Below are 20,671 nucleotides of genomic sequence, written 5' to 3'. Positions count from 1 at the left end.
GTTCTTGTCCTTCGGAGACGGCACCTGTCAGCTCTTATTTTTCGCCCTTGATGGCGAGGGCTTGTTCCAGTTCGTTGCGGATGGCGTCGGCGCCGGACTTGCGGTAGTTGGCGACGGCTTCGTCCCAGGAGTTGAGGTCGGCTCGGCCTAGCTGGATGTCCTTGGTGAGGGAATCCATCCGGGTGTCGAGGATCTTGCCCTTGGTGGACTGGGTGGGTGAGTACAGGCCGTACGTCGGCGGCATGATCGCCGTCGGCAGGACCGCCTTGAAATGGTTGTACGCCGTGTCGACCGCCTCGGGGTGGCCCGGGAAGTACGCCGGGTACGGCCCGTCGGCGAGGTACTGGATCGGGAACTCGCCGAGGCAGACCTCACTCCCGCCGTCCTTGGTGAGGACCGGGTCGCTGCCGTTCAGCGTGTAGTGCCGCCCAGGCAGACCGAACTTCCGGAACAGGTACTCCTCCGTCCCGAACGGCGCCGCGAACCAGTTGAGGATCCGCAGCAACGTCTTGATCCGCGCCGGAGGCCCCGGGCGGATCGCGGCGATGGAGTTGTTCGGGGACCCGAGCAGGACCCGGCCGACCTTCCCGTCCGCGGCCCGCGGTACCGGGATCGAGATGCTGAACGACTGGTCGGTCGCCCGTCGGTAGAAGCTCTGGATCGACGAGTACGTGTCCTGCGTCATCACCGCCGACCCCTGCGTGAACCACACCTTCTGGTTGTTCTTCGCGACGCCGTCCGGATGGATCACGCCGTCCTTCACCATCTGCCGGGTGATCGCCAGCATCTCCTTGTGCTCCGGCAGCTCCCGGCTGTGCACGAGCTTCCCGTCGCGCACCTCCCAACCATTGGGCAGACCAAGCATCGCGCTGACCGCCGCGGTCGGCGGCACCGCGAAACCCCACCGGTTCTTCGTCCCGTCGGTGACCGCCTTCGCCACCTTCTGCAGGTCGTCGACGGTCGGCGACCCGAGCTCGACGCCGAGCTGGTCCAGCAGATCCTGCCGGGCCAGCAGCGTGTTCGACGACATGATCCCGCGCTGGATCGGTACGGCGCGGATACCGCCGGAGTACACGCACCCGCGCCATGACGCCTGCGGCGCGTTCGCCAGGAACGGGTACTCGAGGATCGCGTCGCCGGACAGGTACTCGGTCAGGTCCTGCGCCCGCGCCTCCAGGAACTGCGGCAGGTACGCGAACCCGCCGTCCACGTTGAACACATCGCCCAACGTGTCACCCGCGACCGCCGTGGCGAACTTGTTGGAGTAGTCGGTCGCCGCCGTGATGTTCAGCTCGAGCGGCACACCGAGCCGCCGGTTGAGCTCCTGCCAGTACGGGTTGCGGTCCGCCGTCGGCGGGATCGGGTTCGACGTCAACGTCGAACCGGTCACCTTGTGCCCGTCCCCCGGCGTACCACTGGTCACCTTCGCCGGATGCTCCGGGAACCGGTAGAAGCAGTCCGGCATCAGCGGATGGCTCCGCGGCAGATCCGGCTTCGGCCCGTCGAAACGCTTGTACGTCGGCAACTCGACCGGCTTGTTCAACGCGGCGATGTCGGTCGACCTGGTCACCGTCGAGCAGCCGGTCAGCCCGACGGCCGCCGCAGCCAGCGACCCGCCGAGGAGCGTCCTTCTGCTGATCGGGCTCATCCCTTCACCGCCCCGGTCAGCATGCCCTTGGCGAAGTGCCGTTGCAGGAACGGGTACACGATCAGGATCGGCACCAGCGACACCACCAGGATCGCCATCTGGATCGACTCCTGCGGCGGCAGCTGGTCGGCCGCCGCGCCGCCGAGGTCCCCGCTGCTCAGCTCGGTGTTGTTGATGACGTACGTCCGCAGTACCAGCTGCAGCGGCCATTTCGAGGTGTCGTTGATGTAGAGCATCGCGTTGAAGAACGCGTTCCAGTACCCGACCGCGTAGAACAGCCCGACGACCGCGAGCACCGCCTTCGACAGCGGCAGCACGATCGACCAGAAGATCCGGAAGTCGCCGGCTCCGTCGACGCGGGCCGAGTCGAGCACCGAGTCCGGGATGCCCATGAAGAACGAGCGCAGCACGATCACGTTGAACCCGCTGATCGCCGTCGGCAGGATCAGCGCCAGCAACGAGTCGAGCAGCCCGAACTCCTTCACCACCAGGTAGTTCGGGATCAGCCCCGGGCTGAACAGCAGGCTGAACAGCACGATCAGCAGGATCGGCCGCTGCCCGAACGAGCCGCGCCGGCTGAGCGCGTACGCCAGCATGGTCGACCCGGCCAGGCTGACCAGCGTGCCGCCGGCCGCGACCACCACGCTGATCCCGAGCGCCCGCTGGACCACGCCGCCGTTGAAGATCGCCTTGTACGCGTCCCAGTTCAGCCCGTCCGGCCAGAGCACGAACCCGCCGGAGTTCGTGACGTGTCGCTGGCTCGCGACGCTCGTCGAGATCACGCCGAGGAACGGCACGACGACGACCGCACAGCAGACCAGCAGTACGACGCCTTTGATCACCCGTGACGAGGTCGCAGGACCGTCATCAATTCCCTGAACACTCATTTCTGGTACACCCCCGCCTCGCCGAAGATGTGGGCGATCTTGTTGGCGCCGATCACCAGGGCGACGCCGACCAGGCCCTTCACCAGGCCCACCGCGGCGGACACGCCCCATTGCCCGGCCAGTACGCCGTTGTTGTAGACGTACGTGTCGAGTACTTCGCTCGCCGGCCGTCCGACCAGGTTCTGCTGCAGGATGATCTGCTCGAACCCGACGGTCAGCGAGTCGCCGAGCCGCAGGATCAGCAGCAGGATGATCAGCCCACGGATACCAGGCACGGTGACGTGCCACAGTTGCCGCCACCGGGAGGCGCCGTCGACCCGCGCAGCCTCGTACAACCCGGGATCGATCTGGGTCAGCGCGGCCAGGAACAGGATCGTCCCCCACCCTGTGTCCCTCCAGATCACCTGGCTGCTGAGCAGCGCGATGAACCCGTCCGGGTTGCCGAGGAAGTCGATCGTGCCCATCCCGTGCGAGCGCAGGAAGTTGTTGATCAGGCCGCTGCCGCCGAGGATCTGCTGGAAGATCGCGATCACGATCACCCAGGACAGGAAGTGCGGCAGGTACAGCACCGACTGCACGACGCGCTTGATCCGCTCGGACAGCAGGCTGTTCAGCAGCAGCGCGAGCGCGATCGGCGCCGGGAACACGAAGACCACCTGGACCAGCGTGATCAGCAGCGTGTTCTTGAGTGCGTTGAGGAACTCCGCGTCGCCGTTGAAGATCACCGCGAAGTTGTCCAGCCCGACCCAGGCGCTGCGGCCGAGCGGGACGAACGGCAGGTACTCCTGGAACGCGATCAGGTTCCCGAGCAACGGCAGGTAGTGGAACAACAGCAGCAGCGCCAGCCCGGGCAGAGCCATCAGCAGCAGGACCTTGTCCCGTCTGGCGCGTGCCCACCACGAGAGCGGCTTGGCCGTCGTTCCACCACTGTCCGTAGCTGTACCCGGTGGTCCGGAGCCGGTCGGTTTTCCGGCTGTGGTCGGTCGGCTGGGGATTCGGTCTGTTTGAGCCACGCGACACTCCCAGGGTCGTCCCCCCACGATCGGAGAACGCTTTCCGTTCTCCCGTGTTCGACTGTGTCTCGTCTTGGAGAGTCGCGCAGCTCAGATCGGTGTGTCTGCGGGAAACAGGTCAGGCGCGGCCCTCAGGGCTTCTCGTACGGGAAGGACGGCAGTACGCCGATCTGGTCGTACTGCAGCTTGGAGTCGTCGAACCCGGCCTCCCAGCTCACGTTCGCGAACGTGTCGCACGGACCGGCCGACGGGCCGTGGTACGGGTCGCTCTCGGTGTTCGTCACCTTGATGTCCGAGAACGCGAACCCGCAGCCGCCGAAGTCCATGTGCACGCCGTACGGCTTCGCGTCCGGCATCGACGGGTCCGCATTCGCGTCGTCGATGATCATCTGGGAGACCGACGCATCCGGCGTGTACGGCGGCTCGTTGCGGACGCCGTACGCGTAGAACGGGCCCGTATCGCCGCTGTCCTGCGCGAGATGCGACAACCGCACGTACTTCACCGTGTTCCCGCCGGTGTAGTTGTCCGCGTTCGGGATCTCCGGCCGCGACTCGATGCTGATGCCGTACCGCGCACCGTGCTCGACCACCGTATGACTCACGAGGTTGTGACCGCTGTCCATGATCTCGATGCCGGCCGAGTCGCCCGGGACCAGCTCACCGATGTGGTGGATGTAGTTGTTGGTGAACGTGTTGCCGTGCGCCAGGTCTCCCTCGCCGGGGTAGCCACCCTCGACCTTGATGCCGTCGTTGCCGATGTGTTCGAGCAGGCTGTCCGACACCGTGGCCTTCTCGTTCGCGAACAGCAGCTCGATCCCGGTGAAGCCGGTCTGCTGCAGGTGCAACCTGGTCAGCGTCACGCCCCGGGTGTTGGTGAGCGTGATCGCTCCCCACTGGTTCCGCGGCATCTCGATCTGGGTGTCGTACTTCGGGTACTTGTGCTTCACGCCCGAGTCCCCGGTCCCGTTCCAGCCGTACCGGTACCACTGCATGAAGTCGGTGTGCTGAATGGTCAGGCCGTCGAGCGTCAGGTTCTCCACTCGCCGGTTCGCGGACGCGCCGGCGATCGAGAACACCTCGGTCTGCGTCGGCCGGAACACCTTGACGCCGTCCATGGTGCCGCCGGACGGCTTGTAGTACAGGGTCTTCGCCGGGTAGTCCAGGTAGTACTCACCCGCCTGGTCGAGCAGGCTCAGCGAGTTCTGGACGTAGTACCGGGAGCCGCCGCCCGAGTTGATGAAGCCGTACCGCGCCGGGTAGACGAGCGTGGTCCGCTTCTTGGCGAAGTTGATGTCGAGCATCGGGATCGTGTCGGTGAACCACGACCACGAGCCGCCCGACCAGACCGTCACCTGCGCCGGCCAGTCGGTCCCGAGCCGCAGGTCCCACGACGGGTCGATGTCGCCGGTGCTGAACCCGAGCTGGTCGTGCACCGCCTCCTTGGTCGGGTCGAACAGGACCGACTTCAGGTACGGCGCCCACTTGTCGTCAGACGCCTTGTTCGGGAAGCGGGCCGTCGTCGCACGCTTGCCCTCGGCGTACAAGCTGTAGAACGGCTGGCCGACGTCGACCGGCGCCTTGAAGATGCCGTCCTTGTACGGCGTCCAGCCCGTCACCTCCTGCCCCGCCTCGAAGACGGCCTTGCCCGGCCCGTCCACGCTGCGGTAGGTGACGTTGGAGTCGCGGTCGTCGAACGTGATCGTCTTGTCCACCTGATACGTGCCGGCCTTCAGATTCACGACCGGCGTACACCCGGCATGTCCGCGCAGCCGCAACGTGTCCCGCGCGTGCTCAACCGACTTCCAAGGCTTCCGCTCAGACCCCGGCCCAGCGTCGCTCCCGTCGGGCGAGACCCAGAAGGAGCTGCAATCGGTATGCCCCGCCGGGGCGGCGGCTCGCGCCGCCACCCCGCCTCCGAGGACAAGAGCCGGCAACGCCAGACCGGCCAGCACTCCTGCCGCGAAACGCATCCCGCTCACCGGCCGGCCACGTCGTACGGGAAGGTCGGCAGCACGCCGATCTTGTCGTACTCCATCTTCGACGTGTCGAATCCTGCCTCCCAGTCGACATTGCTGACCGTGTTGCACTTGTACGACTGGTACTTCTGGTCCGTCACCTTGCCGACCTGCACGTTGCTGATCGCGAACCCGCACCCGCCGGCGTCCATGTGCACACCACGCGTACCACCCGCATCAGGCATCGACGGGTCCGGGATCACGTCCCCGATCACCATCTGGTCGACGGTGTTCTGGATCGGGTGCGGCTCCTGGTTGTCGACGCCGTACGTGTAGAAGGCACCCATGTCACCGCTGTCCAGGCCCATCTCCTCGAGCTTGATGTACTTGAACGTGTTGCCCGACTCGTACTGGTCCGGGTCCTGCACCTCCGGCCGCGACTCCAGGCTGATGCCGTAGCGGGCACTGTGCTTGACCTCGACGTTCGTCACCGTGTTGTTGCCGGTGTCCATCAGCTCGATGCCGGCCGCGTCGCCCGGCACCAGCTCGCCGATGTGGTCGATGAACAGGTTCGAGAACGTGTGGTGGTTGGTCAGGTCGCCTTCACCCGGCCAGCCGCCCTCCACCTTGATGCCGTCGTTGCCGATGTTCTCCAGCAGGCTGTCGGTGATCCTCGTGTGGTCGTTGGCGTACAGCATGAAGACGCCGGTGTAGCCGGTGTTCGAGATGTGCATCCGGCTCAGGTCGATGTTGCTGGTGTTGGTCAGCGTGATCGCGCCGAACTGGTTGCGGGGCAGCTCGATCTGCCGGTCGTACTCCGGGTACTTGTGCTCGACACCCGAGTCGCCCGGGGCGTTCCAGCCGACCCGGTACCAGCTGACGAAGTCGGAGTACTGCACGCCGAGGCCGTCGAAGGTGACGTCGTGCAGCCGGTCCTGCGGCGACTTGCCGGCCAGGTTCAGCACGGTCTTCACGGTCGGCCGCATAACCTTGACGCCGTCCATCGTGCCGGCGCGCGGCTTGTAGTAGACCTCGCCGCCCTTGAAGTCGACGTAGTACTCACCGGGCTGGTCCAGGAAGCTCAGCGAGTTCTGGAAGTAGTACCGGGACCCACCGCGGCTGTTCACCATCGCGAACCGGGTGAAGTACTTCAGCGTGGTCTGGGTCTTCTTGAAGTTGGTGTCGAGCAGCGGGATCGTGTCGGTGAACCACGACCAGGAACCGCCGGACCAGATCGTCACCGACGCCTGGCTCATGTCCCAGTTCGGGTCCCAGTCGCCCGGCTTGCCCCACAGCCAGTTGTGGACGTCCATCTTGTCCTCTTGGTAGAGGATCGACGTCAGGTACGGCGCCCACGTGTCGTCGGTGGCGCGGTTCGGGTACCGGGCGTTCGTGGCACGCTTGCCGTCCTCGAACAGCGTGTAGAAAGGCTTGGACTTGTCGAAGCTCGTCTTGTAGATGCCGTCCTTGTACGGCGTCCACCCGGTGAGCTCCTCGGCGCCCTGGAGGTTCGCCTTGCCGGGGCCGTCGACGCTGCGGTAGACGACCCGGTGGCCGTTCCTCCCGGAGTCCTGCTGGCCGAAGTCGATGCTCGAGGTGACCGGGTAGTCGCCGGCCTTCAGGTTGACGGTGATGTCGCAGTTCTGATGGTCGTTGAGGCGCTTGTTCCGGATCTCGTCGCGGGCCCGGGTGACCGTCTTCCACGGTTCCCTCTCGGTGCCTTTGGCGGCGTCGTCACCGTTCGGGGCGACCCAGAAGGTCTTGCAGTCGGCGGCACCTGCGGGCTGGGTGTTCAGCTGGACGGCCGCTACCGTCACCAGGGCAGTAACGACCATCCCGGCGACGACGCTGAACGCCGTACGCCTGGTTCTCTTGGACATGTGGGCGGGGTCCTCTCAGAGGGTCAGTGGTTCCCGTTCTCGGATCGCCAGCGCTCGTACTCGAGACGGGTCTTCTCGGTCAGGGGGTAGTAGTCACGCAGTGCGGCGCCCTCGTCGATGCGGCGCCGGCTGAACTTCTCCCACTCGTCGTGCTCGGCGGCCGCCGCGATCACGGACTCGGCCCGCTGCCGGGGGACGACGACCGCACCGTCGTCGTCGGCGAGCACCAGGTCCCCGGGCAGTGTCAGGACGCCGCCGACTGCCACCGGGACGTTGTACGCCCACGGGAACAGCTCGGACTGGGAGGCGTAGTGCGGGGTGGCTCCGGTCGACCAGATCGGTACGTCGAGCTGCGCCACCCGGGGGACGTCGCGGATCCGGCCGTCGACGACGATGCCGGCGCCGCCGCGGAGCTTGAAGTAGCGGACCAGCATGTCCCCGAAGCAGCCGGTGGTGTGGCTGCCGTAGGCCTGGACCACCAGGACGTCGCCGGGCCGGACCTCGTCGAGCACGGCCCACAGCGCCGTACTGCGCTCGATGTACTCCTGGGTCTGGCCGTCGGCGATGTCTTCACGTTGCGGCATGAACTGCAGGGTCAGCGCGCGGCCGACCACCTTCTTGCCGGGGAACATGCTGGTCGGACCGTCGACGAAGGTCCGGCGGATGCCCTGGTTGTGCAACCGGGCGCAGGCGGTGGCCGACCCGATCCCGGACAGCCGCGACACCAGGTCCGGGTCCGACGGCGGCGGGTTCTCGCCGCGCACCGGCAGGTCCCAGACCGGCGTCACCGGAGCTTGTTCCGTGCTGCTCATATGTCTCCTCGGTAGTTCAGTGGGCAAGGGCCAGATGACTGGCTCGATAGGTGTTCCTGGTCAGCCGTAAGTCGAGCCGGATGGTCCGGCCGGGCGGCATCGTCACTTCGAGTCTGTTGCCGCCGACAACGACCGTGCGGGTCCCCGGTGCCGGTGGTTGTGAGGTGTACGCCGGTGCCGGTCCGGGATACTCCCCCGACGCCGTGGACACCGTCGCCTCGTCGATCCGGTCGGTGCCGAAGCTTCCGGCCTGTACGACGACCCGCCGTGTCCGCGTCGCCGACAGGTTCACCAACTGCAGACCTGTCCTGTCGGGTTCGACCGTGTCGACCAGTGCGGCCACGTCAGGTGGCAGACCGGGGCGACCGCGGTCCGGGTCGAGGTACAGGACCCGCAGCGGTAGCAGGCCGCCGTTGTAGAGCAGTTGCGGCGTACCGGTGGTCAATTGGAGCAGGGCCTCGGTGGCTACCGGGTTGTGTCGTTGCCAGTGGTGGATGTTCAGGTCGGCCGGGTCAACGGTGTCCACGGCCATCAGGTCCATCCGGCGCTGCACCTGCGACAGGGCCACGCCCAGCATCGCCTCCGGGTAGCCAGGGTTATCCCCTGCCAGGTACGCGAGCCACGGTGCCTCATGGCCGGCGTCTTCCTTGTTACGGAAGTCGCGGACCGTTCGCCAGTCGTACCCGCTGCGCTTCCGCAGATTGGTGAGCCGGTCGCGGTCTGGGCTTTCAAAGGCGGCCTGCCACAGCCAGACAGGCAGCCCCAGCTGCGGGGGCTGGTAGTCGAACCAGCCGTTGTCGTTGTGGCGGTTCGGGATCAGCAGGGTCGGGTTGGCGCAGTCCTCACCGAGCTCTGCCTCCCAGCGGTCACGGATGCTCAGCTCGGTGTCGTCGACGGCACCGCTGACGCCCCGCTCGTACAAGTGGTCAAGTAGCTGCCGGGCGAAGTCCAGCCGCTTCTGATCACCTGTGAGTACGACGCCGTTGAGTGCGGCGACGCACGCGGCAGAGCCGACGCTGTAGACACCGTGCGGCCAGTTCCAGCCGTAGTTGCCGCCGTACCAGCGTCCGTCGTGCAGCTCGCCGACGATGCCGTTCGGGCCGACGTTGTCGGGCAGCAGGCCGCCGTTCGCCTTGGCCCGCTCCTCCCACGCGTCCAGGTACTCCAGGGTCCACGCGGAGAAGCGGTCACTGTGGTCGTACAGCCAGGCGTTCGCGGTCAGCGTGGTCGCGGCCAGGTTGACTGCGGTGTCACCAGCACCGAGTCGGCGGATCATCTCCGCGCCCATCAGGTCCGCGTTCGCTTTCAGGTCGCCCCAGCCGCGGATCCCAGGTACACCGGACAGCGGCAGCCCGAAGCTCCGCATCCGCTCCTGATCGGCACCGAACGTCCGCCACTCGTCGTTGATCCCCCAGCGCGGCCCGCCGGCACCGTTGTGCGGCGCCCGGATCGTCCTGGTCTTGGCGTCGTAGTTACCGGCCGGCGAACCGGGCAGGTACAGCTCGGCGAACCGGTACGCGCGCTCGCGGAACACCTCGTCGGCCGGGTCGGCCGCGCACAGCGAGTAGAAGAAGATCATCGACTCGCCGATGTGGAACCAGTCGTACCCGCGCTCGAACTCGTCGACCAGGAACCCCAGGTCGGTGAGCTGCCGCGTGACACCTTCCCAGTGCCACTTCGACACGTCGATCAGGTCGTCCGCGCCGCCCAGCTGGTACAGCACCGGCCAGTTCACGAAGGCCTCGTAGAAGTCGTCGGCGCCGTCCCGGCTCTGCATCGGGCCGGCGTACCGCAGTCCGCCGTCCGGCAGGCAGTAGCGCTCCCGGAACAGCCACCAGCCCTCGTCCATCACGTCGAACAGGCGGCGCTGCATGATCGCCCAGGCCGGAGGTATGCCGATGGGCGTCTCGGCGATGATCTGTTGGCTCATCCTTTGGTCGCTCCCGCGGTCAGGCCGCTGATCACGTGCCGCTGCAGCAGCACGAAGACCACCAGCAACGGAGCCACTGCGAGCAGCAGCGTCGGGAACACCACCGTGTAGTCGGTGGAGTACTGGCTCACCGCGGCGTACACGCCGGTCGTCACGGTGTACAGACCGCTGCCCGGGCCGAGGATGATCTGCGGGTTCACGAAGTCGTTCCAGACCGAGAACGTGTTCAGGATGACCATCGTCACCACGGCCGGCTTCATCAGCGGGAACACGATCGACCAGAACACCCGGTGCTTGCCGGCCCCGTCCACCGCGGCCGCCTCGTCCAGGCTGGCCGGGATCGTCAGGATGTAACCGGCGTACAGGAAGATCGAGAACGGCAGCGTCAGCGTGGTCTCGAACAGCACGAACCCCGGGATCGTGCCCATCAGCCCGAGGAACTTCAGCGTGTAGACGACCGGGATCACCAGCACCTGGCTGGGGATGAACGTCCCGGCCACGAACAGCAGCAGTAGCATCCGGTACCGGCGTTCGCTGCGGCGGGCGATCACGTACGACACCGGGCCGGCCAGTGCCACGGACAGCACGTTGACCGACACCACGAACAGGACCGTGACGGCGTACCCCTTGACGATGTTGAAGTCAGGGTTCGTCGCGGCCTTCTTCAGGTACTGCGTGGTCAGCTGGTCGGGCGACAGCGAGAACGGGTGCGCCAGGATGTCCTGCTGCGACTTGAACGCGCTCACCACCAGCAGGTACATCGGCACCAGCATCAGCACGCTGGTCAGCACCAGAAACGCGATCCGTCCCCAGCGCTTTGTTTTCCACGGTTTCAGTTGCAGGGTCGCCACCCGGGGCATCCTCAATGCACTCATGCGCTCGCCCCCTGGTCGGCGCGCGCCCGCAACCGCGCCACCGTCAACGCGAGCCCTGCGGTGATCACCATCAGTACGACGCTCTGCGCCGAACCGAAGCCGAGCGCGTTGTTGTGGAACGAGTCCCACAAGATCAGGTACGCCGCCGTCTGAGTGGACCCGGCGGGACCACCACCCGTCAGCGACACCACCAGGTCGTACGTCTTCAGCAGCGTCACCAGCGACAGCACCAGGTTCACCGTGACGACAGGTGCCAGCGCGGGCAGTGTGACGTTGAAGAACGTCTGCCGCTTGGTCGCGCCGTCGATCCGCGCCGCCTCGAGCAGGTCCTTCGGCACCGTCTGCAGACCGGCCAGGTAGAGCACGACGTTCACACCGAACCCGGCCCACACCAGTACGGCGATCAACGACGCGAGGGCCCACTTCGGATCCGAGAGGAACGGCAGTACTGCGGAACCCTTCGACGTCAGCCAGCCGTTGACGACGCCCGACGTACCGAGCACAGCACTCCACAGGAAGCCGACGACCAGTGCGCTCAGCACGTGCGGGTAGAACAGCACGATCCGGAAGAACGCGTTCAGGCGGGACGCACCGTTCACCAGCAACGCGAAACCGAGCCCCAGCACGCTGAGCAGGACCGTGCCGACTGCAGCGATCAGCAGCGTCACCCAGCCGGCCCTGATCGCTTCTGCGCTGTGCGTCAGGTTGACGTAGTTCTTGAGGCCGATGAACGCCGGGTTGGCGCTGTAGCCGTCCCAGTCGGTCAGGCTGAGATAGATCGACAGACCGACCGGAACCACCAGCATGACGACGAACAGCACCAGGGCCGGCCCGACCATACTGAGCGTGGTCAGACGGGCTCTCACGATTTCGAGCCCAACCAGCTGTCCATGCGGGCCGCGACGTCCTTGGCGCTCTTCCCCGTGTAGAGGCTCTGGACGGCCTTGTTCCACTCGCCGTTGAAGCCCGACGGCAGCGTGCTGGCGCCGTACCCCTCGCCCTGGGCGACGCCCTTCGGCGCCTGGTCGAGGATGTCCTGCACCTGCTTGCCGAGCGGCGACAGCTTCTCGGTGTAGCCCTTACGGAAGTTGCCGTCCTGCGACAGCTGGCTCTGCACCGCGGCCTTGTCGGTGGCCAGGAATTGCACCAGCTTCACCGCCAGGTCACGCTGCTTGGTCGACTTCAGCACCATGTACGGCGCGGCCATCGTGACACCCTGTGGGCCGGGCGACGGCTGCCCCTTCTCGGTCGGCGCCGCGAACACCCCGAGGTCGAACGTCGGCTTCGCGTCGTCGGCGCTGCGGACGAACCAGCTGCCCATGATGTACATCCCGGCCTTGCCGGACAGGAAGTTCGTCTGCGCCCCGACGTCCTTCAGGCCGAGCGCGTTCTTGTCGACGTACCCGTTCCTGATCCAGGACTCGTAGCGGTCCAGCAGCGGCAGCAGGGTGTCGCCGAGCTTCAGCTGCTTGGAGTTGACCTGCTGGAACCAGTCCGGGTACTTCGTGGCGATCGACGGGTCGCTCAGCTGCATCAGCTGCAGACCGGTCACGTAGTCGCCGGCCGTCTGCAGCGGCAGGTACCCGGCCGCCTTGAGCTTGCCCATGTCGGCGGTCAGCTCGTCCAGGTCCTTCGGCGGGGCGCTGATACCGGCCTTGGCGAACGCGTCCTTGTTGTAGAACACCAGCGACTGGGCCTGCTGTCCGACACCGACCGTGTACACCTTGCCGTCCAGTTTCGCCTGGTCCACCAGCGGGGTGTCCTTGGTCCACGCCTGGTCTGTCAGGTCCAGCATCTGCGGCGCCAGGACCCTGTCGGCCATCAGCGTCTCGACGACGTCCGGGGCGTTGCCTGCCGCGAGCAGCTGCGGCAGCGTGTCCTTCACACCCGAGCCGGTCGGGGCCTCGATTTTGACGTCGACACCCGGGTTTGCGTCCTCGAACGGCTTGACCAGGCCCTCCCAGTAGCTCTTGGTGAGGTTGGGCGTGATGTTGACCAGCATGCGTACTTCGCCGGTGCTGTCACCAGCAGCACCCTTGGTGTCGCTGAAGCCACCACCGCAGCCCGCCGCGCCTACCAGGAACGCAACAGAGGTCAGCAGGGCAATCCCTGGTGTGCGGCGTATCGAACGAGCCATTTCCGGGTCCTCTCGGATCGTCCCGGCGTCGGGGGCGGCCGGGCGTCGTTATCGAGTGACGATGCAGAGCGCGGCGGTCAAGTGTCAACGTTTACGCGCCAAAGTGGACGTTCTGAGTCGGAAGTCCATGCCATAAGGGGTTGGCAGAACCCTGGGGTGGGGGTCACGATGCAGCCATGCCCGATGCCGGAAGACCGAAGTCGCCGCTGACGTTGTCGGTGGCCGAGCGGACCGCGCTCAGCCAGCTCGCCGCGGCCCCGCGGACCAGTGCCGCGATGCGTCTGCGGGCACGGATCGTGCTGGCCAGCGCCGAGGGCCGCTCGAACAAGGGCCGTCGCGGACCTGCTCGAGGTCACCCCCGGGACGGTCGGCAAGTGGCGGCGGCGGTTCCTCCGGATGGGAATGGCCGGGCTCGACGACGGGATGCGCAGCGGCCGGCCGCGGATGGTGGACCGGGTGCAACTCGGTGCTGTGGCGGTCGGATCGATGGCCGATTCCGGACAGCGCCGGTCGACGCGGGAGCTGGCGGCGGCGTACGGCGTCTCGCAGTCGACGGTCGCCCGCCGGCGCCGGGAGGAGGTGCAGCACTTCCGGTCCGGCATCGTGGTCGGGTCCGGTCCGGCGGCACCGCCGTTCTCGAGTGACCCGGAGTTGCTGTCCGACCGGGTGTACGAGTCGATCCGCGGCTGGATACTGTCCGGCGAGCTGGCGCCCGGGATGCGGGTCGTCGAGTCCGAGATCGCGCGGGTGCTCGGCACCAGCCAGACACCGGCCCGGGAGGCGGTACGACGGCTCGCGCACGAGGGGCTGGTCACGTACCGGCCGCGGCTCGGGAACTTCGTCACCGAGATCTCGCAGGTCGAGGCGCGGGAGGCGCGCGAGGTCCGCGTGCTGCTCGAGTCCGCGGCGGCGCGGCGGGCGACCGGGCATGTGCCTGCCGACGAGCTGGACCTGCTGCGGATCGAGGTCCAGCGGATGAGCGAGGCCGCCGACCACCACGACATCGGCGCGTTCCGGGAGGCGGACCTGCGGTTCCATCGCCAGGTGCTGGCAACCAGCGGCAACTCGATGCTGCTCCGCGTCTGGCGAACCCTCGAGCCCGCACTGTGGAGCCTGCAGGTGGTCTCGAACGCCATGTACGCCGGCGACTGGGGCCTGATGGCCCGCCGCCACGTGGACCTCATCGAAGTCCTCGCCGGCACCGACCCCGAAGACTCCGCCCGCCTCTTCGCCGCCCACGCCCGAGGCGAAAGCTCCATCACCAGACCAGCCGGCCACCATGACTAGCCCAGCGGACGCCGGCCCAGCGGACCCCCTCGACGCACACGTGCATGTGTGGGAGCTTCGGCAGCGCACGCTGCCGTGGCTCCGGCCCGGTCACCCCCTTCGCCGGGACTTCACCCTCACCGACCTCGCCACCACCATGCCGCCCGCCACCCCCAGGCCTTCCACCACCGCCGGGCCGTTTCAGGGGTTAACCCCCGACCGCGCCCGTTCACCCCGCCATATGCAGGGAGCAAACGGTCCATTTCAGGGGTTAACCCCCGACCGCGCCCGTTCACCCCGCCGTATGCAGGGAGCAAACGGTCCACTTCAGGGGTTAACAGCTGAGCTGGTCCTGGTTCAGGCGGATGCGGATCCGGCTGAGGTGGATGATCTGCTGGCCTTGGCTCGGCAGCACCCGGCTGTCGTCGGCGTGGTCGGGTGGTTCGACCTGCTGGACTTCCCCGATCGGTTGCCGGATGACCCACGGCTGGTGGGCGTGCGCAGTCCGCCGGCCGACCAGACCGACCCCGACCTGCTGACCGACCCCGCGCACGTGCGGGGTGTGCGAGCCGCCACCGATGCCGGCCTCGCCGTCGACCTTCTGATCCGCCCTTCCGCCCTGATCGGCGCGGCCCGGCTCGCGGCCGTGGTGCCGGAGGCGCGGCTGGTGCTCGACCACCTCGGCAACCCGATCACGGCCACCCCGGAGTGGCGCGCCGGACTGCAGGCGCTCGCCGAGCACCCCAACGTGACCGTCAAGCTCTCCGGCACCGCCCACCTCGCGACCGGCGACCTGCGCGCACTTGTCGACGTCGCCCTCGAACACTTCGGCAGTGAACGGCTGATGTTCGGCTCCGACTGGCCCGTGTGCACGCTGGCCAGTACCCGCGCCGACGTACTCCGACGTACCACCGCTCTCCTGCCGCCCACCACGCACAACGACGTGCTCCGTGGTACCGCCCAGCGCATCTACCGCCCCAGGGAGACCGCCCCATGACCGAATACACCCGACGCCAGGTCCTCAGAACCACCGGCGCCGCAGCCGGCGCCGCGATCGTCGCCGGCGCACTCACCGAAACCACCACCGCCACCGCCGCCCCGCAACCCGGCAGCGACACCAACCCGCTCAAACTCTGGTACACCTCCCCCGCCACCGAATGGCTCCAGGCGCTTGCCATCGGCAACGGCCGGCTCGGCGCGATGGTGTACGGCGGGACCGCCACCGAGCAGCTGCAACTCAACGAGGACTCGATCTGGGCCGGCGGCCCGCACGACTACGCCGATCCGGGCGGCAAGGAGGTGCTGCCGGAGATCCGCCGCCTGATCGCCGCGGAGCAGTACCTCGACGCGCAGAACCTCGCCGACGCGCACTTCATGGGCCGGCCGAGCGAGCAGATGCAGTACCAGCCGGTCGGCTACCTGAACCTGGCCTTCCCCGGCATCGACGCCGCCGCCGTCTCGGCGTACCGGCGCGAGCTCGACCTCACCACCGCGATCACCTCCGTCAGCTACGAGCACGCCGGCGTGCGGTACACGCGCGAGGTGTTCATCAGCCACCCGGCACAGGTGCTGGTGATGCGGCTGACCGCGAGCGAACGTGGCGCCCTGACGTTCGACGCGACGTACAGCACCGAGCAGGCTGCCACGCCGGCGGCGTACGACGGCCAGACGCTCGCGCTCGACGGGATCAGCGGCGACGCCGAGGGGCTGACCGGCTCGGTCAAGTTCACCGCGCTGCTCCGCGCCTACGCCGACGGCGGCCGGACGACGGTTGCCGACGGCAAGTTGTCGGTCGCCGGTGCGGACGAGGTGACGCTGCTGCTCACGGTCGGCACCAGCTACCGCAACTGGCAGGACGTCAGCGCGGACCAGGTCGCTCGCGCGGTCGCACCGCTGAACGCGATCGGCCGCCCGGCGTACGGCAAGCTCCGCCACGAGCACGTCGACGACTACCAGCGGCTGTTCGGCCGCCTGGACCTCGACCTCGGTACTTCGGACTCGATCGCGCTCCCGACCGACCAGCGCATCACGGCGTTCCGCAACGGCGGCGACCCGCAACTGGCGGCGCTGTACTACCAGTTCGGGCGCTACCTGCTGATCTCCAGCTCCCGGACGCCCGGGCAGCCCGCGAACCTGCAGGGCATCTGGAGCTACAAGATGCTGCCCGAGTGGCAGTCGAAGTTCACCATCAACATCAACACCGAGATGAACTACTGGCCTGCCGGACCCGCGAACCTTGCCGAGTGCTGGGACCCGCTGTTCAAGATGATCAGCGAGCTCGCGGAGTCGGGCGCTCGGACCGCGGCCGCCATGTACGACGCCCCTGGCTGGGTGGCGCACCACAACACCGACGGCTGGCGCGGTAGTGCGGTGGTGGACTTCGCCTTCTACGGGCTGTGGCCGACCGGTGGTGCGTGGCTGTCGCTACTGTTCTGGGAGCGGTACGAGTACACCGGCGACCTCGAGATGCTGCGCGAGTACTACCCGGTGCTGCGCGGTTCGGTGGAGTACTTCCTCGACCAGCTGCAGACCGACGCGAAGACGGGTTGGCTGGTGACCAGCCCGTCGCTGTCCCCCGAGGTCAAGCACCACGACTACGACGGTGACGGCGTGAGCGTGTGCGCCGGGCCGACGATGGACATGGAGATCCTGCGCGACCTGTTCAAGGTGTTCGGGCAGGCGGCCGTACTGCTGGGCAAGGACTCGGCGATGGCAGCCGCCGCCGCGGAGGCGGGCGCGAAGCTGGCGCCGCTTCAGATCGGGTACCTCGGTCAGATCCAGGAGTGGCTCATCGACTGGGAGGACGCCGCGCTGGAGACCAGCCGCCACGTCTCACCCCTGTGGGCGGTGTTCCCGAGCGACCAGGTGACCCCGCGCCGTACGCCGGAACTCGCCGACGCGGCCCGCAAGTTCCTGGAGCTCCGTGGTCCGGCTGTCACGGCCGGCTGGTCGTTGGCGTGGAAGCTGAACCTGCGGGCACGGCTGCTGGAGGCGGACAACGCGTACAAGCACCTGACCCAGCTGCTCGGTCCGGGGCGTACGGCGCCGAACCTGTTCGACCTGCACCCGCCGTTCCAGATCGACGGCAACTTCGGCGGTGTCTCCGGGCTCACGGAGATGATCATGCAGAGCCACTCCGGTGAGGTCGCGCTGCTGCCGTGCCTGCCGAGCGCTTTTCCGACTGGCAGTGTCCGGGGTCTGCGCGCCCGCGGTGGCTTCGACCTGGAGTTCTCCTGGGCGGCCGGGAAGTTGTCGAAGGCAAAGATCCGCTCGCTGCTCGGGAACCGGCTGCGGCTGCGGACCGGGGTGCTGGTGGACGTGAAGTCGTCGGCCGGTCCGGTGGCGTTCGCTCGGCCGGAGGAAGGCGTCGTCGAGTTCCGTACCCGTCCTGGGGTGGACTACTGGGTCGAGGTGCGCGCATGAGGCTAGCTCTACCGCTGCTCGTGGTAGCGCTGCTTGCTGTTGGCCTTCCGGCGGCCGGTAGTTCAGTAGAGCAGGAGACGACCGCCTGGCACGACGGTGCGCTGCAGGGCGACACTGCCGGTCTGGTCTCGCGGTCCGACCTGGTACAGGAGGGGCCGGCCTGGCGTCCGTACCAGGCGATGCCACTGGGTAACGGCGTACTGGGTGCAGCGGTGTGGGCCGTGAAGGGCTACAGCGCTCAGCTGAACCGGGTCGACACGTTCCCGGATCTCAAGTCCGCTGGGCGGCTCGTCGTACCCGGGCTGGACTCCCTGATGCGTGCTGACGACTACAGCGGGCGGTTGGCGCTCTACGACGGTGAGCTCGTGCAGCGCGGTGGCGGGATGACCGCGCGCTCGTATGTGCGTGCTGACGCCGACCAGTTCGTACTGGAGGTGACTGGTGCGGATCCGTCCACAACGCAAACGGCTGACCTGAGGCTGTGGGCTGGTCGTACGCCGGCAGTCAGTGCTTTTGGCGGAGTGGCGGCGTTGGCAGAGACGTTCCACGACGCGGCGTCCGGCAGCGTCACCGGTGCGGTCGCTGCGCTGACAGCACACGCTCAGGGCGTCACGGCGTCCGTGGTGGATCCGCTCACGGTACGGCTGACGTTCCGGCCCAACGCGAACGGCAGCTACCGGCTCGTCGTCGGCGTGCCGTCGTACCGGGGTGGAGAGCTGCGTACGGCGGCCCGCAAGGCTGTGGTGGAGACGCCGAGCCGGCACCTCGCCTGGTGGCATTCGTACTGGGCGAAGGCCGCGCCGATGCGGATCACTTCGCCCGACGGCACCGGGGAGTACGTCGAGAACCTGCGGACGCTGCAGCTGTACACGATGGCCGCGTCGATGCGGGGCGACGTACCGAGCACGCACGGTGCCGTCGTACGGATGTTCTCGTCGGCGGAAGACCAGGCGGACTGGGCGCAGGACTCGTACTGGCATTTCAACCTGCGGATGCTGATCTCGGCCAACCTCGGCGCGGGCGTCGGCGAGCTGAACGCGCCGTACTTCAGGTTCTACCAGGACCGCGCCGAGCTGATGCGTGAGTGGACGCGGACGCACTGGACCGGCGGTGAAGGGCTCTGCATGCCGGAGTTCATGAGGTACGACGGGACCGGGGACGGCTGCGACAACAAGCAGGAGCCCAGCTGGACGCGGCGCATCCTGACGAGCGGGCCGGAGCTGGTGAACAACATCTGGCAGCAGTACCGCTACACCGGCGACAAGGCGCTACTCAGCCGGAGCTACCCGCTGATGCGGGACGTCGCACGGTTCTATCTGGCGGCGCTTACGCCTGGTGCTGACGGCTACCTGCACCTGGAGCATGTGAACGCGCTGGAGGTTCAATGGGACACCACGGACCCGGTGCCGGACCTGGCTGCCATGCGGGTGATCTTCCCTCTTGTTGCTGACCTTGCTGTGTCACGTGGTGATGCTGCGCTGGCCTCGCAGCTCCGTGCGGCTGTTGGCAAGCTGCCGCCGTTCCGGACGGTTCAACGCGGTGGTGAGGAGGTGCTGGCGTGGTCCGGTACCGACGAGGCCGCGCACAACACCCAGAACCCGGAGATGGAAGCGCTCTGGCCGTGGGGCGTGTTCGACGCGTCGTCCTCGTTGATGCAGGCGACGTTCCGGCAACGGGTGTACCCGCAGGACAAGGACTGGGGCATGGACAGCACGTGGGCCGCACGGCTCGGGTTGTCGGACGAGGTGAAACGCCTGCTGCTGAAGGGGATCGCGGACTTTCAGATCTACCCGAACGGCTTCACTGTGCACCGCACCGGCCAGGAGGCTGTTCGCAACCACAGCTTCTACAACGAGTGGGGCGGCGTGCTCAGCACCGGTCTGCAGGAGGCGTTGGTGCAGTCGTACGGCGGGGTCGTGAAGGTCGCGCCCGCGTGGCCTCACGACTGGGATGTTTCCGGGTCGGTGCAGATCGAGGGCGGACACCGGGTCAGTACGGAGGTGCACAACGGCGTACCGAACGTCGTGGGCATCCAGGCCGGCAACCGCGACACCCTGAAGCTCCAGAACCCGTGGAAGGGCGAGGAGGTCCGCGTAGTCGACTCTCACGGGCATGAGCTCGTGTCATCGTCCGCTGACGTCATCACGTTCACGGTCAGTCCCAACACGTCGTACACGGTGGAGCGGACCGCCGTACAGCTGTCGTCGTTCTCCTATGCGCCCATGACCGGCCAGCCTGCCACCACGGTCAAGACCGTCGGTAATCGCGTTCTTGGCATCACGCGGAGCGAGCCGCCGCTGAAGAGCGACCTGGTCTCGGTCGAGGCCCCGGAGAAGCTCAACAACCTGGTCAAGGCCCAGGTGGGCGCCCCGACGTACGTCGACCGCAGCTACACCATCACCGACCTGCCGGCCGAGCTGAACGGCCAGGCCCTGATCCAAGGCTCCAACGACGACTCCAAAGCAACAACCCCCACCGACTACCTCAAACTCAACCTCACCCACCCAGCCACGATCTACGTAGCCTTCGACCCCCGCGGCGAAAACACCTGGTGGCCCAGCTGGCTCTCCGACTACACCCGCACCACCGAAACCGTATCCACCACCGACCAACCCCTAACCCTCTTCAAACGCAACGCCCCCGCCGGCCACCTCTCCCTGGGCCCCAACTCAGGCATACCCGGCAAGGGCAACTCCACCTACATCACGTTCGTCGTACCACGCTGACAACATCACGGCGCAGCACACCTCGCGCTGCGCCGTGACCAGGCGCTTACCTTTGTACGTCCCCACCACCCGTCACGAGGACCTGTAGGACCTACCGCCCGAGGCGGGCCACGCCGTAC

The 20,671-nt window shown here is 67.3% G+C and carries 15 protein-coding genes; 4 read left to right on the top strand and 11 right to left on the bottom strand.

Annotated features, from left to right (window positions below; genetic code table 11):
- Nucleotides 1-34: 34 nt before the first annotated feature.
- The 11 genes from JOF29_RS10085 to JOF29_RS10035 all read right to left on the bottom strand — a co-directional run bounded on the left by JOF29_RS10085 (nucleotide 35) and on the right by JOF29_RS10035 (nucleotide 13,465).
- Complete coding sequence (locus JOF29_RS10085; RefSeq protein WP_209693941.1) at nucleotides 35-1,648, bottom strand: extracellular solute-binding protein; 1,614 nt, start codon at nucleotides 1,646-1,648, stop codon at nucleotides 35-37.
- Nucleotides 1,645-2,535, bottom strand: coding sequence for a carbohydrate ABC transporter permease (locus JOF29_RS10080; protein WP_209693940.1), 891 nt, complete (start codon nucleotides 2,533-2,535; stop codon nucleotides 1,645-1,647). The genes JOF29_RS10085 and JOF29_RS10080 overlap by 4 nt, the downstream gene beginning before the upstream one ends.
- Nucleotides 2,532-3,395: an ABC transporter permease subunit gene (locus tag JOF29_RS10075; RefSeq protein WP_209693939.1), complete on the bottom strand. Its 864-nt coding sequence runs from the start codon at nucleotides 3,393-3,395 to the stop codon at nucleotides 2,532-2,534. The genes JOF29_RS10080 and JOF29_RS10075 overlap by 4 nt, the downstream gene beginning before the upstream one ends.
- A gap of 284 nt (nucleotides 3,396-3,679) precedes the next feature.
- The gene (locus JOF29_RS10070; RefSeq protein ID WP_209693938.1) at nucleotides 3,680-5,287 is read right to left on the bottom strand and encodes a right-handed parallel beta-helix repeat-containing protein; all 1,608 of its coding nucleotides are present in this window, start codon (nucleotides 5,285-5,287) and stop codon (nucleotides 3,680-3,682) included.
- Nucleotides 5,288-5,523: 236 nt separating this feature from the next.
- Complete coding sequence (locus tag JOF29_RS10065; RefSeq protein WP_209693937.1) at nucleotides 5,524-7,383, bottom strand: right-handed parallel beta-helix repeat-containing protein; 1,860 nt, start codon at nucleotides 7,381-7,383, stop codon at nucleotides 5,524-5,526.
- A 23-nt stretch (nucleotides 7,384-7,406) separates the two neighbouring features.
- Complete coding sequence (locus tag JOF29_RS10060) at nucleotides 7,407-8,195, bottom strand: RraA family protein (protein ID WP_209693936.1); 789 nt, start codon at nucleotides 8,193-8,195, stop codon at nucleotides 7,407-7,409.
- Nucleotides 8,196-8,211: 16 nt separating this feature from the next.
- Nucleotides 8,212-10,125: a DUF8034 domain-containing protein gene (locus JOF29_RS10055; protein WP_209693935.1), complete on the bottom strand. Its 1,914-nt coding sequence runs from the start codon at nucleotides 10,123-10,125 to the stop codon at nucleotides 8,212-8,214.
- Entirely contained in the window at nucleotides 10,122-10,976 is an 855-nt protein-coding gene (locus JOF29_RS10050; protein ID WP_209693934.1) for a carbohydrate ABC transporter permease, read from the bottom strand. Before JOF29_RS10050 ends, JOF29_RS10055 begins: the two co-directional genes overlap by 4 nt.
- Nucleotides 10,977-10,996: 20 nt before the next feature.
- Nucleotides 10,997-11,866, bottom strand: coding sequence for a carbohydrate ABC transporter permease (locus JOF29_RS10045; RefSeq protein ID WP_209693933.1), 870 nt, complete (start codon nucleotides 11,864-11,866; stop codon nucleotides 10,997-10,999).
- Entirely contained in the window at nucleotides 11,863-13,137 is a 1,275-nt protein-coding gene (locus JOF29_RS10040) for an ABC transporter substrate-binding protein (RefSeq protein ID WP_209693932.1), read from the bottom strand. The genes JOF29_RS10045 and JOF29_RS10040 overlap by 4 nt, the downstream gene beginning before the upstream one ends.
- A gap of 163 nt (nucleotides 13,138-13,300) precedes the next feature.
- Nucleotides 13,301-13,465, bottom strand: coding sequence for a hypothetical protein (locus JOF29_RS10035; protein ID WP_209693931.1), 165 nt, complete (start codon nucleotides 13,463-13,465; stop codon nucleotides 13,301-13,303).
- 68 nt (nucleotides 13,466-13,533) lie between these two features.
- Between JOF29_RS10035 and JOF29_RS10030 the strand changes: the two genes are divergently transcribed.
- The 4 genes from JOF29_RS10030 to JOF29_RS10015 are packed head-to-tail and all read left to right on the top strand — an operon-like array spanning nucleotide 13,534 to nucleotide 20,552.
- Nucleotides 13,534-14,424 (top strand): GntR family transcriptional regulator, encoded by an 891-nt coding sequence (locus JOF29_RS10030; protein ID WP_209693930.1) that lies wholly within the window; start codon nucleotides 13,534-13,536, stop codon nucleotides 14,422-14,424.
- Nucleotides 14,417-15,400, top strand: coding sequence for an amidohydrolase family protein (locus JOF29_RS10025; protein ID WP_245357529.1), 984 nt, complete (start codon nucleotides 14,417-14,419; stop codon nucleotides 15,398-15,400). Before JOF29_RS10030 ends, JOF29_RS10025 begins: the two co-directional genes overlap by 8 nt.
- Nucleotides 15,397-17,826: a glycoside hydrolase family 95 protein gene (locus tag JOF29_RS10020; protein ID WP_209693928.1), complete on the top strand. Its 2,430-nt coding sequence runs from the start codon at nucleotides 15,397-15,399 to the stop codon at nucleotides 17,824-17,826. The genes JOF29_RS10025 and JOF29_RS10020 overlap by 4 nt, the downstream gene beginning before the upstream one ends.
- On the top strand, nucleotides 17,823-20,552 hold the full coding sequence (locus JOF29_RS10015) for a glycosyl hydrolase family 95 catalytic domain-containing protein (protein WP_209693927.1): 2,730 nt from the start codon (nucleotides 17,823-17,825) through the stop codon (nucleotides 20,550-20,552). Before JOF29_RS10020 ends, JOF29_RS10015 begins: the two co-directional genes overlap by 4 nt.
- Nucleotides 20,553-20,671 lie beyond the last annotated feature (119 nt).

The organism is Kribbella aluminosa (assembly GCF_017876295.1).
In the GTDB taxonomy this organism is placed as follows: Bacteria; Actinomycetota; Actinomycetes; order Propionibacteriales; family Kribbellaceae; genus Kribbella; species Kribbella aluminosa.
Note: the sequence above shows the minus strand (reverse complement) of the source record. Positions and strands in the feature narration are given on the sequence as shown.

Coding starts and splice junctions, on each gene's coding strand:
- JOF29_RS10085 (WP_209693941.1), bottom strand. CDS start 1,648: ATGAGCCCGATCAGCAGAAGGACGCTCCTCGGCGGGTCGCTGGCTGCG.
- JOF29_RS10080 (WP_209693940.1), bottom strand. CDS start 2,535: ATGAGTGTTCAGGGAATTGATGACGGTCCTGCGACCTCGTCACGGGTG.
- JOF29_RS10075 (WP_209693939.1), bottom strand. CDS start 3,395: ATGGCTCTGCCCGGGCTGGCGCTGCTGCTGTTGTTCCACTACCTGCCG.
- JOF29_RS10065 (WP_209693937.1), bottom strand. CDS start 7,383: ATGTCCAAGAGAACCAGGCGTACGGCGTTCAGCGTCGTCGCCGGGATG.
- JOF29_RS10060 (WP_209693936.1), bottom strand. CDS start 8,195: ATGAGCAGCACGGAACAAGCTCCGGTGACGCCGGTCTGGGACCTGCCG.
- JOF29_RS10055 (WP_209693935.1), bottom strand. CDS start 10,125: ATGAGCCAACAGATCATCGCCGAGACGCCCATCGGCATACCTCCGGCC.
- JOF29_RS10040 (WP_209693932.1), bottom strand. CDS start 13,137: ATGGCTCGTTCGATACGCCGCACACCAGGGATTGCCCTGCTGACCTCT.
- JOF29_RS10030 (WP_209693930.1), top strand. CDS start 13,534: ATGGGAATGGCCGGGCTCGACGACGGGATGCGCAGCGGCCGGCCGCGG.
- JOF29_RS10025 (WP_245357529.1), top strand. CDS start 14,417: ATGACTAGCCCAGCGGACGCCGGCCCAGCGGACCCCCTCGACGCACAC.
- JOF29_RS10020 (WP_209693928.1), top strand. CDS start 15,397: ATGACCGAATACACCCGACGCCAGGTCCTCAGAACCACCGGCGCCGCA.
- JOF29_RS10015 (WP_209693927.1), top strand. CDS start 17,823: ATGAGGCTAGCTCTACCGCTGCTCGTGGTAGCGCTGCTTGCTGTTGGC.